The sequence below is a fragment of the Roseateles saccharophilus genome, from assembly GCF_004342485.1.
GTDB lineage: Bacteria > Pseudomonadota > Gammaproteobacteria > Burkholderiales > Burkholderiaceae_C > Pelomonas > Pelomonas saccharophila.
The window spans coordinates 19500-33169 of record NZ_SMBU01000024.1 but is presented as its reverse complement, the minus strand read 5'-3'; the positions used below and the strand labels follow the sequence as shown (position 1 = coordinate 33169).

The following is a 13670-nucleotide window of genomic DNA, read 5'->3' as shown; positions in this document are numbered from 1 at the left end:
CGCGCTGCGTGCCGGACGCGGGCTGGGCCTGGCCCAGTGGTGCATAGGCGCGGCGCGCCGCGCAACCTGGTGTGGCATGCATTGCACGGCCACGCCACGCCCAGCGTGCCGGCCCACGTGGACCTGGCCTACTTCTGCGCCGACGACCTCGACCCCGCGCGCGAAGCTGCGCTGCAGCGCCGGCTCCAGCAATGCTGCCCCGGCCTGCCCTGGGAGGTCGTCAACCAGGCCGGCGTGCACCTGTGGTTCGAAGGCCATTTCGGCCATGCCGTCGGCATCTGGCTGGACGACGGCGACGCGCTGCACGTCATCGCGCCGCACGGCCCGGTTGCGAAATGGGCGGACAGCACGCCGCCGCGCCGCTCGTTGATCAGTCGGTCGGTCCGTCCGGTGGCTGGGACCGCTGCGCCAGCAGACGCTTGCGCACCGCATGGATGTTGTTGCGCAGCGCGTAAAGCTCTTCGGCTTAGGACAGCGGCACCGCAATGCGGTGTGTGACACGATCCAGCTGGTCCAGTTCGTCGAGCAAGGCGTCGCGCTCGCCTGTGCCGGTTTCCAGTCTTGCTTCCACCTCGCGCAGCCGCGCATACCAGCGGAACACGCGCGAGCGCACGCGGAAGGTGTAGAGCGGCGGCACGACGCGCGACAGCGGCAGCATCAACACCAGCAGGCCGCCGACCACCAGCCACATGCGTTCCAGCAAATTGCCGGCCCAGAAGGGCAGGTAGCGCGCCCAGGCCGGCGGCGTGCCGTTGATCGCGCGGTCGCCCTCGGCGCTGACCGGCAGCTCGCTGGTGCGGGTGTTGGGGAAGTCGCGCGCGCCATTGAACCAGCCGGCCTCGCTGTGCTGGCCCAGGGCCGCTTGCGCGAACAGCTGGCGCAGCGCAGGGTGCGTCTGCTCGCGCGCCAGCAGTGCGGTGGTGGTGGCCAGCAGCGGGACGTCGTGCGGCGGCAAATCGGCCGCCAGGTCCACCACACCGCGCGGCAGCCTCACGGTAGACAGGAAGGGCAGTTGGCGCGAATAGGCCTCGTTCTGCTCGAAGGCCATCAGCGCAATGGCCGGGTCGCGCAGCAGCGCGCGGATCAGGCCGGCCTGCGGCGCCGAGATCAGCACCGTGGCGTCCAGCCTGCCCTGGCGCAGGGCCGCGCCGGCGGCGTCGGGCGCCAGATTGGACAGCCGCAGATCGGTCGGCTTCAGCTGGTTCAGCGCCAGCAGCTTTTCAACAATCTGCGGTACCCCGCTGCCGTCCTGATCCACATTGACTCGCAGGCCGCGCAGCTGGACCAGGCTCTGCAGTTCGCCGCCGGGCTGGCGGCGCGCGATGCGGAGATCGCGGCGATAGAAGATCCAGATCGGCTCGTAGAACAGGCTGCCCAGCGAGACGATGCCGGCCTCGGTATCGGCCGCCGGATCGGCCATGCCGCCGCGTACGAAGCCCACATCGGCCGTGCCAGCGCGCAGATGGGCCAGATCGTCCTGCGCGCCTTCGCTGGCGATCAGCTCCACCTGGATGCGCTCGCGCGCCAGCGCCTTCGCATAGCCCTCGCCGAAGCCGGCGTAAGCACTTCCGGCCGGGCCGGTGGCCAGCCTCACCTGGCGCGGCGGCTGCGGATCCAGCCACCAATAGGCCGCTACCAGCAGGCCTCCGCCGAGCAGCAGCAGCGGCCCCATCGAGACCATCATGTCGCGCAGCGTCTGCAGCAGCAGGCGCAGGCTGCGGGTGGCATGCCATTGCTGAATCGGGGTCATGGCTTGCCGTCCTGGGCGGGCAAGGGCCGGGCCTGCGTGTGGCGGAGTCGCGCGCACTCCTGGGCGCCCGCATGAGTGGTGGCCGCAAGGGTGAGCATGATCGTGATGCCGAGGCATCGCATGGGCTGGGTCTTTGCCGATGGAGGACCGGCCCATCGTATTCGAGGCGTGCTGGCCGGACTGTTACGCCCGCTTTCGCTGCAAGGCCGGCGTCGCCTTCAGGCTGGCGCCGTCGTTCGCGGCCGGCGCCTTGAATGAGCGCCTCGGCGGCCACCTGACTCTCGGAGTCCGTGAAGCGGTTGGCGGCAGAAGCTCTGGCACCGGTCACTCGGGCGTGAAGCGCCGTTCGGCAAGCCATGAACAACGGCTAACGGGTTAGGCGAGCGTCTCACCGACCCCACTCGGACGTTCGCCTACTCCAAGAGCAGTCGCTCATGCCGCACGCCTTTGATTGCGTTTACGGCCAGTCCCAGTGGTATCTGAAGTGCGTCGCTGGCGTCAGGCGATCCCGCTACTGGGCAAACCCGCGAATGAGGGGCGGACTGCCCCCTAGACGTCGAAGGCATGAGTCACGACACTCGTGTCTCTTGAGTGCTCCGCCGGCGCAGATTTGTGTGAGACGAGGGGTTCGACTCGAATTGGGCCCGCTCCCCAAAGCCGGCAGTCAAGACGCTTTATGCCACTCGCGAGGAGATGATTCTCATGATCGGATATCGCACAAGACTTTCATTGGCCTTCACGGTCTTTGGCGTAGCAGCTGGGGCCGCGATGGCGGCGCCGGCACTACAGGAGCGCCCCCCGCAGATCCTGCGACCCGATGTCAGCGGACCGCTGGGCAACACCAACAATGGCGGGACACTCCCGACACTGAGCAGTGCCTTGCTGTCGCACGGGCACGCCCAGGGCAGCCTTGGGTCCCTGCAGCAAACGGAAGAACGGCACGGCAGGGGCGGCGTCACCCATGTGGTCTACCAGCAGTCCAGCAGTGACGGCCTTGCGGTCTACAAGGCCTATGTCAGGGCGGCGATCGGCGCCGATGGCACGGTGCTGCAGATCATCGACCACCTAGCCAACGTGCCTGGCGGGCCGTCGAAGGCCTCGACCATCAATGCCACGCAGGCGCTGCAAATCGCCGCGACCCAGCTGTACCCGGGCGTTGCTCTGCAGTTCACTGCGACCACGAGCCAAGGCGCGACGAGCAGTTTTGATGGTGGCACTTTCTTCTACCAGCAGCCGCGAGTCACTGCGGTGGCCGTGCCCATGGCGGACGGCAGTCTGGCACAGGGATGGCTGGTGGAGACGTGGGCGGACAGCACGAATCAGCTGCTCAACACGCTGGTCGGCGGCGACGGCACGTTGCTGCAGCAGATAAGTCGTACTGCCAGCGACTCGTACAACGTGTTCCTCGACAGCCCGGCGGCTGGACCGCAAACCATCGTCGAGGGCGCCCATCCTGGCACCTCCCCGTCGCAGAAGGGCTGGCTTTACCCCGAACAGAACACGCGCCAGTTTCTTCAGGGGAACAACGTCAGTGCCTTCCTCGACAGCAACTTGAACTACATACGCGATTGCTGCACGACCCCTGTGCTCGGGCAGCAGGACTTCCTATACACCGAAAATCTCAACTACCAGCCCGACTACTTCATGAACCGGCGCGTTGCGGCGACGAACCTGTTCTACCTGAACAATCGGGTGCACGACATCTTGTACATCCACGGCTTCACCGAGACCGAGGGCAACTTTCAAGATCAGAACTTCGGTAACTGGAAGTTCGGACTGGGTCAGGACAGCGTATTCGCCGTTGCGCACGCGGGGTCCTACTTGTTGTTCTACCGGGACAACTCGAGCTTCGCGACGCCACCCGACGGGTACCACCCGCGGATGAACATGTTTCTGTTTGACGACCAGTTGTTCGGCGGCGGCGATGCGCGGGTCTATGTCTCCAGCCCTTCCACGGCCATTTACGCCTATCACGCGGCGTTCGGCCCGTCGCCCTGGGTGATGCCGCTGCCGCCGCCCACGGGCAACCTGAGCAATCAGACCGACACCCAGGCGATCGGATCGACGGCGACAGCAGAGATGGTGGTTGCTACGCCGGCAGACGGGTGCTCGGCCATCACGCCAGGTGTAGCAGGCAAGATCGCCATCATCGACCGCGGAACTTGCTTCTTCCAGATCAAGGCCATCAACGCTGCGAATGCCGGCGCCATTGGCGTCATCATCGTCGACAACCGTGCGGAGTCACTGTTCCAGATGGTGGGTGCAGGCAACCTGCCGGTGACGAGCCCCGGTATTCCCTCTGTTCTCGTCAGCCAGACCGACGGCAATATGTTGAAGGCCTTGGTGGCCCCGAAAGGCAGACTTGCCGCAACGCTACTGCGAGACGCCGCGCTCGATTCCGGCACCGTCTATCACGAGTACGGGCACGGGCTCACATGGCGGATGATCGGGGACATGTGGGGGCCCATTGCCGGGGCGATCGGTGAAGGCGCGAGTGACACGGTCGCCATGCTGATCAACGGGGCGGATGTCCTGGCTGCTTATTCCGCAGGAATTCCGAGCGGCGTGCGCCGTTATCGCTATTCCGGCTATCCGCTCACCTACGCCGATGTGCACGGCGCCGAGGTGCATAACGACGGCGAGATATTTGCCGCCGTGATGTGGCGCCTGATTGAATCGTTCGGGTCAGCTCGACGCGACGACCTGTTCGACCTGTTCGTCGACGCGATGAACTACACGCCCTCGTCCCCGACCTACGAGAACATGCGAGACGGGCAACTGCAGGCCGTGGCGCACAGCAACCACCCCGCCGACCGCTGCACCATCTGGGCGGCCTACGCGCAGTTCGGCATCGGAGTCGGCTCGTCGGCGGTGATCAACCCGGACTTCTCGGTCACGACCTCGCCGTCTTTCGTCAAACCGGCCGACTGCCCCTGAAGGCATCCGCAATCGATGTCTGCCGTGCCTCGCGAGCGCTGCATGTCGCCCGCGTCTGCACAGCCTCGACGTCCGGCCGCACATGCCGGGCGAGTTGCAGGCAGCCTCTGCAACTGCGACCTTCCGCGACAGCAGAAAGGCAGGTTGATGGCTGCTTTTGGCTCAGATCGCAGCCGACCGCTTCTGGCCAGATGCCGACGTGGGCCACGTTGAACAAGCCCAGTGACGTCAAGCCGGGTCGGCAAGTGATTTGCAGGCATCACCTCGCTGCAGGGGCAGCGCCGCCAACCTATTGGCGGTTGTCGGTGCCGAACAGCCGCTGCAGGTCCGCGCTACTGTGACGGCCGATGGCCGCTCCGTGGACCGCGAGCCACTCAGCCGCCCGATCGCGGCCGGCAGTGTGCAGGCGCCCGAGCAGCTGGGGGTGTGCGATCAGCTTGCTGTCCACGGGCAGCGCCGAGAGCGTGTCGTGTCCGTCGATCAGGTGCCAGCGCATCGCACGCAGGCGGCGTTCGAGCGGTCCGGGCCACAGCGCGCGGCGCGCCAGCGACAACGCGTCGGACAGCATGCGCATCTCGCACAGAAACGCTGCGTTGAAGGCGATCTCCACTGCGCGCACGCGGACCTCCTCCGCGGTGCGCGGTGTGTCGCCCAGCGTCCTGGGGCTCAGCATCACGACCACGACGTCCGAGGCGGCACGCTCCCGCACCAGCGGGAAGATTGCCGGATTGGCGCTGTAGCCGCCGTCCCAGTACGGCTCGCCGTCCACGAGGACCGGAGGCTGCAGCGTCGGCAGGCAGGCCGACGCGAGCGTCGCCTCGACCGTGAGCTCGTCGTGGGAGAACACCCGAAGCCGGCCGCTGTTCGCGTGCGTGGCGGCGATATGCAGGCGCAATCGCGTTTGCCGGCGCAGCAGGTCGAAGTCGACGTGGCGTCGAAGCAGGTCGCGCAGGGGGTCCAGGCGCAGCATGCCGTCCTGCAGCGGCGCCATGAAGTTTGCCCACTGCAGCATCAGGCGGCCTGCCGGGGTCAGACGGTCGCCGTCGCTGGCGACCCAGCCCAGCATCTCCCACGGCACGACGCGGCCGAGGTCCTCCCAGAATCCTGCCAGCGCCGCTCGCGCGCCCTCGCGACCGCCGCTCAGCAGCCCGTGTGCCAGCAGCACCGCGTTGATGGCGCCTGCCGACGTGCCGCTGACGGCCGCGATGGGGTGCGCCCCTGCATCCAGCAACCCGTCGAGCACGCCCCAGGTGAACGCGCCATGCGCGCCGCCGCCTTGCAGCGCGAGGCTGATCGGTCGCGGGGAGGAGGACCAGATAGACATGCTGCGCCGCAGCATGACACAGTGCGGGGCTGGATTCGTCGATCCACTCGCATGCCCCCGGGCGCCGGCTGCGATCGGCGTGTGCATTCACGACTGCCGGCATCGGGTCGGAAAAATGCATTTGCCGACGACAGGAGGGCAGGGACCGGGTGACGCGACAAGCTCTGCAGGCTCGCACGCCCTCATGCCGCTGACCCACCCCCGCTACCGCGCGGCTTGCCACCGCGCGCCAGCAGCAGGTACAGCAGCGGCCCGAGCGAGCCCGCCGCCAGCGTGATCAGCGCATAGGGCCAGAGCCTGCGCCCTTGCGCCTGCGCGTCGCGCTGCAGCAGGAGGAGCACGACGAGGCTCATCATCACCAGGTCGGCCAGTACCTGCGCGGCGCCCCAGTTGGCCAGGCCGGCCTGCCAGATGCCGACATAGCCGACCTGCCACATCGCGGCCAGCGTGAAGGCGCCGAACAGGGCCAGGGCAAGGATCAGGACGGTTCGCATGGCTTTCTCCATCGGGTTGAGGTGGCGCCATGCTCGGCAGCGGCCGGCGTGGCCGCAATGACCTCCGGGGTCATCGCGGCCACGCCGGCCCGCGCCGCAGAATGCGCCGTATGACCGCCACCCTCGCCGCCCTGCGCAAGTCGCGCCGCGTCAGCCAGCTGGAGCTGTCGCTGCGCACCGGCGTCTCGCAACGCCATCTCAGCTGCATCGAGACCGGCCGTTCGCGCGCCGGCCGCGAGACGCTGCTGGCCCTGCTCGACGCCCTCGGCGCCACGCTGGAGGAGCGCAACCAGGCGCTGCTGGCCGCCGGCTATGCGCCGGCCCATGCCGAGCGTGCGCTGGATGCGCCAGAGATGGCGCCGGTGCGCGCCGCGCTGGCCCAGCTGCTGCATGCCCACGACCCGACGCCGGCCCTGGTGCTGGACGGCGACTACAACGTCGTCATGGCCAATGCCGGCCTGGCGCGGCTGCTTGCGCTGCTGGGTCTGCCGGCCGAGGCCATGCTCGGCCGGCCGCTGAACCTGCTGCGCGCCGTGTTCGCGCCCGGCGGCCTGCGCGCCCTGTGCGTGAACGAGGCCGAACTCTGTGGCGAGCTGTGGGCCCGCGCCAGCCGCGAGGCCGAGCACCTGCCGCGGCTGCGCGCGCTGCTGGACGAACTGGGGGCGATGCTGCAGCCCTGGGGCGCCGTCGAGCCGGGCGGCCTGCCAGTGCTCGCGCTGCGCCTGCGCGCCGCGGACGGGCGGGTGCTGAGCTTCTTCTCCGCGTTCACGAGCTTCGGCACGCCGCTGGACATCACGCTGGCCTCGCTGAAGGTCGAGCACCTGTTCCCGGCGGACGAGGCCACGCGCGCGGCCCTGGCCTGAACCGCGCAGATCAGGCGCGGCGGCGCTGGGCCACCGCCGCGGAGCGCCTGAACCAGGCCGTCGCGCGCGTGCCGACGCCTTCGGTGCTCTCGATGTCGAAATGGCCGCCGTGCAGGTGCAGGATCTCCCTGGCGATGCTGACGCCCAGGCCCGTGCCGGGGAGCTTGCCGGAGCCGTCGGCGCGGTAGAAGCGTTCGCCGACCCGCGCCAGCTGCTCGGGCGTCATGCCGATGCCCTGGTCCTGCACATAGAGGCCCAGCCCCGCCGGACCGTCGGCCTCGACGATGCCCAGCCTGACCGGCCCGCCCGCGGGCGAGTATTTGTAGGCGTTGGACAGCAGGTTGAGCAGCACGCGCCTGACCTTGTCGGCGTCGGCATCGATGACGGCCGCGGGCGGCAGCGCCTCGATGAGGGGCGGCTCGCGGCCGGCAGGCGGGGCGAAGTCGGCGCAGGCCTTGTGCAGCAGCGCGTTCAGGTCGACGCTGTCGATGTGCAGCTCGGCGGCGCCGCCGGCCTGCAGGCGGTCCAGGTCCAGCAGGTCGTCGATGATGCCCATCATCAGGCGGGCCTGGCGGTGGATGACCATCAGCGCCTCGGTGCGGCGCTCCAGCGTGGCGGGCTGCGACAGCAGCAGCTCGACGAAGCCGAAGATGCTCGCCATCGGCGTGCGCAGCTCGTGCGCGGCCAGCGAGATGAACTCGCTCTTGAGGCGGTCCAGCGCGCGCTGGCGCGTCACGTCGCGCAGGCACAGCACGCTGCGTATGGCCTCGTGGCTGCCCTCGTTCAGCTCGGCGGTCAGGGTGCGCGGCTGCGGCAGCGCCAGCTCGAAGTCCAGCAGCCCGTCCTGGCCCGCGTCCCGCAGCTGCTCCAGGGACGGGAAGCGCTGGCCGGGGCTGCACTGGCGGTTCATGCGGGCGCTGAAATGCGTGGCGGTGCGGCCCATCACCTCGTCAGGTGCCACGCCGGTGATGGCGGCGAAGGCCGGGCTCACATGCCTGACCTTGCCGTCGGCGTCGAAGGACACGAAGGCGTCGCGGCTCAGTTCGAGGATGGCCTCGAGCCGGGCATGGGTCTCGACCTGGCGCGCCGACAGCAGCGCAACGGCGCGCGTGACCGCGGCGATGTCGTCCTGGTCCTGCACGATGGCGTCTGCCGCTGGCAGCGGGCCCAGCGTCGGCAGCATCGCGCGCAGCGTCGCCAGCGCCGAGCGCCGCTGCCGCAGCTCGGCCAGCAGCGAGCGCTGCAGCAGATGGCGGTCCGTGACGTCCTGGATGGACGCGACGACGCGGCTGCATCGGTCGCGGGCGTCGCCGATGGCCTGGCCGGCGGCGCGGAACCAGCGATAGCTGCCGTCGGCCGTGCGCAGCCGGAATTCCTCGTCGAACTTGCCGTCTGCCGCCGCGCCGGCGCAGGGCGCGGCCAGCGAGCCGGCGCGGTCCTGCGGATGGACCCGGTCGCGCAGGTCGGCGGCGTCCACACGGGCCGCGTCGGCCGGGAAGCCCAGCATCTGCCGCAGCCCTGGCGAGAGGTAGAGCGTGTCGGTGCCGACCTCCAGATCCCACAGGCCCTGGTTGCTGCCGGTGGCGGCCAGGCGCAGCCGGTCTTCGCTGAGGGCCAGCGAGCGCTCGGCCGCGGCGCCCTGTTGCACGACGCGCCGCGACAGCACGATGCCCAGCGCCGCCAGCACCAGGCTCAGGGCGGCCATCAGCGCGAGCAGCACCGTGTTGATCAGGCGGTTGGCGCGGGCCAGTGCCTCGGAGAACTGGCGCTGCAGCGGCGTCAGCGTGTCGTTGAGGCGGTAGATCTCGTCCAGGACCGCGCGCCGCGCCGCCGGGTTGGCGCAGTCGCGCCGCACCGCCTCGTCCAGCGCCTCGGCCGCGGCGTCGATGCGCAGCAGCAGCCCGTCGGCCCGGGTCCAGATGTCCAGGGCCTCGCTGAACACCGGGAGGGACCTGAAATGGCGGAACAGGAAGATCATGCCCGGGATCTCCGCCGGGTCGTTGCCGCCCTGCAGGAAGCCGGCGGTGGCGCGCTCGAGCCGGGGTCGGGACCGGAGCAGCTCCAGCCGTGCCAGGCGGTCGCCCAGCGGCACCGCGATCTCGGCCTGGTAATGGGCGAAGTGGCGCGCTTCGCAGCTGTCGCTGTAGCGGGCCAGGGCCTGGATGGCGTTCTTCTGCCCCTTGGACCACAGACTCTCGCCCTCGACATAGGCCCGTCCCGCGGACAGCAGCGCGAAGCTGGCCGCCGTGAGCAGCAGCAGCAGCGCCATCGCCGCCAGGAAGGGCCAGATCACGCGCAGCAGCCGCCGCGTGGCCGGCGTGGGCGCCAGCAGCGACAACCGGCTGCGGAGATCGGGGACGCGAGGGCGGGCGGGCACGGGTCAGATCGGTAGGTGGATCCGCGCCATTATCAGATTAATCAAATTTGCTGGCAAATGTGGCAAATCAGACCGTGCTGCCAATCCGTTCGGATTGCACGGTCGCTTGCCCGGACAAGCAGTCCTGGCCGGCCGCCCCTCAGTCCTCGTCGGCCTCCGGCAGGTGAATCATGCCGGTGTGGTAGTTGTATTCGAAGACCTCGCCATAGCGCGCCCATTCGATGGCCACGCGCAGCACGCGTTCGGCCTCCTGCACGTCCATGCTCTCGCTGAGCAGCTTCAGGAAGGGCTCTTCCTTCAGTTCGCCGTCGGCCTCCTGCTCCAGGCTGTGGCGGATGAAGGCGGCCAGCGGCACATGCTCGAGCAGTTGCTGGCCGAAGACCTGGCGGCGGAACTCGTGGCTGCCCTCGACGTACTTGTGGCCCAGCTGCGTCATCAGCAGGTCGCCGCCGCTGAGCTGGGCCAGGCCCAGGCGGTGCAGCGCGTCGGCCAGCGGCAGCACCTCCTCGTCGGTGAGCTCGCTCTCCTCGACGAGCTGCGGCAGGTCGGCGCGGCCCTTGAACTGTTCGTCGCCCAGCAGTTCCAGCAGGCTTTCCATGCGGCCCACGTCGGCCTCGGGCAGGCGGTCGCTGAGGTGGGGCCGGGGCGCCTCCTCGGGCGCGCCGGTCACCGTGGTGGCGCTGGTCATCAGCCGGTAGACCTCGTCGATGAGCAGGCGCACCTCGGGGCTGTCGGCGCGGCGCGGGCGCGGCAGCGTGATGGGCAGCTCGGCACGCACCCGGCCCGGGTTGCTCGCGAAGATCAGCACGCGGTCGGCCATCATCACGGCCTCCTCGATGTTGTGTGACACGACCAGCATGGCCTGCGTGGGCATCTGGCCGCCGTCCCACAGCTCCAGGATCTCGTTGCGCAGGCGCTCGCCGGTCAGCACGTCCAGCGCCGAGAAGGCCTCGTCCATCAGCAGCACCGGCGGCTCCATGACGAGGGCGCGCGCCAGGCCCACGCGCTGGCGCATGCCGCCCGACAGCTCGCGCGGCAGCGCGCCCTCGAAGCCGGCCAGGCCGATCAGCTCGATGGCCTTCTCGGCGCGCTCGGCGCGTTCGGCCTCGGCCACGCCGGCCGCCTCCAGGCCGAGCTCGACGTTCTGCTGCACGGTCAGCCAGGGGAACAGCGCGAAGCTCTGGAACACCATCGCGATGCCCTGGGCCGGCCCGAACAGCGGCTGGCCGCGGTAGCGCACGTCGCCGGCGTCGGCCGGGATCAGCCCGGCCATGATGCGCAGCAGCGTGCTCTTGCCCGAGCCGCTCTGGCCCAGCAGCGCGACGATCTCGCCCTTGGCCAGGCGGAAGTCCACGTCGTCCAGCACCGAGCGCAGGCTGCCGTCGGCGGACTTGAAGCCCTTGGCCACGTCCTTCAGTTCGATCAAGGTGGTCATGGCGGCCTCCATCAGAAATGCATACGGTCTTCGGCGAGGCGGTAGAGCCGCCGCCAGACCCAGTGGTTGAGCGCCATCACGAAGACGCACATGACGCCGATGCCCAGCGCGATGCGCGGGAAGTCGCCGGCCGTCGTCATCTGCTGGATGTAGCTGCCCAGGCCGGCGGCCTGCAGATGGGTGTCGCCCCAGGTCACGTATTCGGCCACGATGCTGGCGTTCCAGGAGCCGCCACTGGCCGTGATGGCGCCGGTCACGAAGCTCGGGAAGATGGCCGGCAGCAGGTAGCGCCGCCAGGCCAGCCAGCCCTTCAGGCCGAGGTTCTGCGCGGCCAGGCGCAACTCGGTCGGGATGGTGGACGCGCCCGCGACGACGTTGAACAGCAGATACCACTGCGTGCCCAGGATGATGAGGGGCGACAGCCAGATGTCGGGGTTGAGGCCCCACTTGACGATCAGCAGCACCGCGACCGGGAAGACGAGGTTGGACGGGAAGGCCGCGAGGAACTGGGCCACCGCCTGAACGCGGCCGGCGATGCGCGGGTTCAGGCCTATCCACACGCCGATGGGCACCCAGATCAGCGAGGCCACGGCGATCAGCGACAGCACGCGGGTCAGCGTGAACAGGCCGAGCTTGAACACATGGGCCGCCTCGCCCCAGCCCACCTCGGCATGGATGAAGCTGAGCATGCGCCACAGCGCGAACAGCACCAGGGCGGCGATCAGCGCGTCCCAGCCGCGCGCCCACAGCGGGTTGGCGGGCTTGGGGCGGGCGCGGATGGAGCGGCCGTCGTAGGTCTTGCGCAGCGGCCGGAAGCTCGCCGTGATCCAGCGCGCCGGCCACTCGCTCAGACGCTGCAGCAGCTCGGTGCGGCGCAGCCAGGTCAGCAGCCAGGACTGGGGCGCGTTCTCGCCGCCCGACTCCTCGAAGCGGAATTTGTCGGCCCAGGCCAGCAGCGGGCGGAAGAACAGCTGGTCGTAGAGCAGGATGCCGATCAGCATGCCGAGGATGGCCCAGCCGATGGCGGCCAGGTCCTTGGCCTCGATGGCCAGCGCGATGTAGGAGCCCACGCCGGGCAGCTTGATGTCCTGGCCGGCCACCGAGATCGCCTCCGACGCGACGACGAAGAACCAGCCGCCGGACATGCTCATCATCATGTTCCACAGCAGGCCCGGCATCGCGAACGGCAGCTCCAGCCGCCAGAAGCGCTGCCAGCCCGACAGCTGGAAGATGCGCGCCGCCTCCTGCAGCTCGCCGGGCACCGTGCGCAGCGATTGGTAGAGGCTGAAGGCCATGTTCCAGGCCTGGCTCGTGAAGATGGCGAACAGCGCCGCCAGCTCCACGCCGAACAGGTTGCCCGGGAACAGCGCGATGAAGGGCGCCACCGCGATCGCCTGGAAGCCCAGGATGGGGATGGACTGCAGGATGTCCAGCAGCGGCACCAGCACCTTCTCGGCCGCCCTCACCTTGGCCGCCAGCACCGCGAACACGCAGGCGAACACCACCGACGCCGCCAGCGCGATGAACATCCGCAGCGTGGTGCGCAGCAGGTAGTAGGGCAGGTAGGTGACGTCCAGGCTCAGCGGCAGCTGCTCGCCGAGGTGGAAGGGCTTGGCCATCTGCGAGGCGGCCAGCGCCAGCAGGATGAGCACGGACATCACCAGGGGCAGCAGCGCCCAGTCCCAGCGGTTGAAGCTGGCCTCGACGACGGGGCGGGGGAAGAAGCGACGGTCGGCCATGGTCCTCAGCAAAGGCGGCGCGCAGGCTAACGGGCCTGCATCTCAGCGGTGTGAACGCCCGCTGTCGCGGGCCTTGCGCCCGCCTTGCGCTGCGCCGTGGCCGAGGGCGCTATTCGAACAGATGACCGAGGTCGTGATGACCCATCTGGTCGGCCTTGGTGCGCAGATAGCGCTCGTTCTCGGGGCCGGGCCGGGTCAGCGAGGCCTCGCGCTCGACGACCTCGATGCCGAACTCGGCCAGCGCCGCCATCTTCAGCGGGTTGTTGGTCAGCAGGCGCACGCGGTTCACGCCCAGCGCGCGCAGCATGCAGGCGGCGGCGTCGTAGCGGCGCGCGTCGACGGGCAGGCCCAGCGCCGCATTGGCCTCGATGGTGTCGGCGCCGGCGTCCTGCTCGGCATAGGCGCGCAGCTTCTGCACCAGGCCGATGCCCCGGCCCTCATGGCCGCGCATGTAGACGATGGCGCCGCGGCCCTGCGCCGCGATGCGCTTCATCGCGCTCTCCAGCTGCGGCCGGCAGTCGCAGCGCAGCGAGCCGAAAACCTCGCCGGTCATGCACTCGGAGTGCACGCGCACGAGGGGCGGCTCGTCGCCGGTGAGCTCGCCCATGCTCAGCACGACATGCTCCTGGCCGCTCTTGCTCTCGCGGAAACCGTGGATGGCGAACTCGCCATACGGCGTCGGCAGGCGGGTGGAAACGATGCGTTCGATCTTCATGGGAGCCGCCATTCTCCTCCCGCGCGGCAAAACCGG

10 protein-coding genes are annotated in these 13670 nt (G+C 69.3%); 3 read left to right on the top strand and 7 right to left on the bottom strand.

Annotation, left to right across the window (positions count from 1 at the left end; translation table 11 throughout):
* The first annotated feature begins 39 nt into the window (after positions 1-39).
* On the top strand, positions 40-498 hold the full coding sequence (locus EV671_RS17765; protein WP_207911193.1) for a nucleotidyltransferase family protein: 459 nt from the start codon (positions 40-42) through the stop codon (positions 496-498).
* On the opposite strand, the gene EV671_RS17760 is transcribed toward EV671_RS17765, so the two are convergent.
* Positions 467-1750, bottom strand: coding sequence for a TAXI family TRAP transporter solute-binding subunit (locus tag EV671_RS17760; RefSeq protein ID WP_132574176.1), 1284 nt, complete (start codon positions 1748-1750; stop codon positions 467-469). The two genes, EV671_RS17765 and EV671_RS17760, sit on opposite strands and share 32 nt — an antisense overlap.
* A 702-nt stretch (positions 1751-2452) precedes the next feature.
* Between EV671_RS17760 and EV671_RS17755 the strand changes: the two genes are divergently transcribed.
* Positions 2453-4687 carry a M36 family metallopeptidase gene (locus EV671_RS17755; RefSeq protein WP_165917629.1) on the top strand — a complete coding sequence of 745 codons (2235 nt, stop codon included), beginning with the start codon at positions 2453-2455 and terminating at the stop codon, positions 4685-4687.
* A gap of 289 nt (positions 4688-4976) precedes the next feature.
* Here EV671_RS17755 and EV671_RS17750 read toward each other — a convergent pair whose 3' ends face one another.
* Together EV671_RS17750 and EV671_RS17745 are read right to left on the bottom strand one after the other, a co-directional pair.
* A complete protein-coding gene (locus EV671_RS17750; RefSeq protein WP_132574281.1) occupies positions 4977-6011 on the bottom strand; it encodes a patatin-like phospholipase family protein in 1035 nt (344 codons plus the stop codon).
* A 182-nt stretch (positions 6012-6193) separates the two neighbouring features.
* On the bottom strand, positions 6194-6505 hold the full coding sequence (locus EV671_RS17745) for a DUF2834 domain-containing protein (protein ID WP_132574172.1): 312 nt from the start codon (positions 6503-6505) through the stop codon (positions 6194-6196).
* Between the two features lie 110 nt (positions 6506-6615).
* On the opposite strand from EV671_RS17745, the gene EV671_RS17740 reads away from it, so the two are divergent.
* Positions 6616-7368: a helix-turn-helix domain-containing protein gene (locus EV671_RS17740; RefSeq protein WP_207911192.1), complete on the top strand. Its 753-nt coding sequence runs from the start codon at positions 6616-6618 to the stop codon at positions 7366-7368.
* Positions 7369-7378: 10 nt separating this feature from the next.
* On the opposite strand, the gene EV671_RS17735 is transcribed toward EV671_RS17740, so the two are convergent.
* The 4 genes from EV671_RS17735 to ribA all read right to left on the bottom strand — a co-directional run bounded on the left by EV671_RS17735 (position 7379) and on the right by ribA (position 13634).
* The gene (locus EV671_RS17735; RefSeq protein WP_132574168.1) at positions 7379-9745 is read right to left on the bottom strand and encodes a PAS domain-containing sensor histidine kinase; all 2367 of its coding nucleotides are present in this window, start codon (positions 9743-9745) and stop codon (positions 7379-7381) included.
* 139 nt (positions 9746-9884) lie between these two features.
* Positions 9885-11180: an ABC transporter ATP-binding protein gene (locus tag EV671_RS17730; RefSeq protein ID WP_132574166.1), complete on the bottom strand. Its 1296-nt coding sequence runs from the start codon at positions 11178-11180 to the stop codon at positions 9885-9887.
* 11 nt (positions 11181-11191) lie between these two features.
* A complete protein-coding gene (locus EV671_RS17725; protein ID WP_165917628.1) occupies positions 11192-12919 on the bottom strand; it encodes an ABC transporter permease in 1728 nt (575 codons plus the stop codon).
* Positions 12920-13028: 109 nt separating this feature from the next.
* Complete coding sequence (gene ribA / locus EV671_RS17720; protein WP_207911191.1) at positions 13029-13634, bottom strand: GTP cyclohydrolase II; 606 nt, start codon at positions 13632-13634, stop codon at positions 13029-13031.
* Between the last annotated feature and the right edge of the window lie 36 nt (positions 13635-13670).

What these genes read in the sequence shown, in the direction of transcription:
- EV671_RS17760 (WP_132574176.1), bottom strand. Translation starts at nt 1,750, where the DNA reads ATGACCCCGATTCAGCAATGGCATGCCACCCGCAGCCTGCGCCTGCTG.
- EV671_RS17755 (WP_165917629.1), top strand. Translation starts at nt 2,453, where the DNA reads ATGATCGGATATCGCACAAGACTTTCATTGGCCTTCACGGTCTTTGGC.
- EV671_RS17750 (WP_132574281.1), bottom strand. Translation starts at nt 6,011, where the DNA reads ATGTCTATCTGGTCCTCCTCCCCGCGACCGATCAGCCTCGCGCTGCAA.
- EV671_RS17745 (WP_132574172.1), bottom strand. Translation starts at nt 6,505, where the DNA reads ATGCGAACCGTCCTGATCCTTGCCCTGGCCCTGTTCGGCGCCTTCACG.
- EV671_RS17740 (WP_207911192.1), top strand. Translation starts at nt 6,616, where the DNA reads ATGACCGCCACCCTCGCCGCCCTGCGCAAGTCGCGCCGCGTCAGCCAG.
- EV671_RS17730 (WP_132574166.1), bottom strand. Translation starts at nt 11,180, where the DNA reads ATGACCACCTTGATCGAACTGAAGGACGTGGCCAAGGGCTTCAAGTCC.
- EV671_RS17725 (WP_165917628.1), bottom strand. Translation starts at nt 12,919, where the DNA reads ATGGCCGACCGTCGCTTCTTCCCCCGCCCCGTCGTCGAGGCCAGCTTC.
- ribA (WP_207911191.1), bottom strand. Translation starts at nt 13,634, where the DNA reads ATGAAGATCGAACGCATCGTTTCCACCCGCCTGCCGACGCCGTATGGC.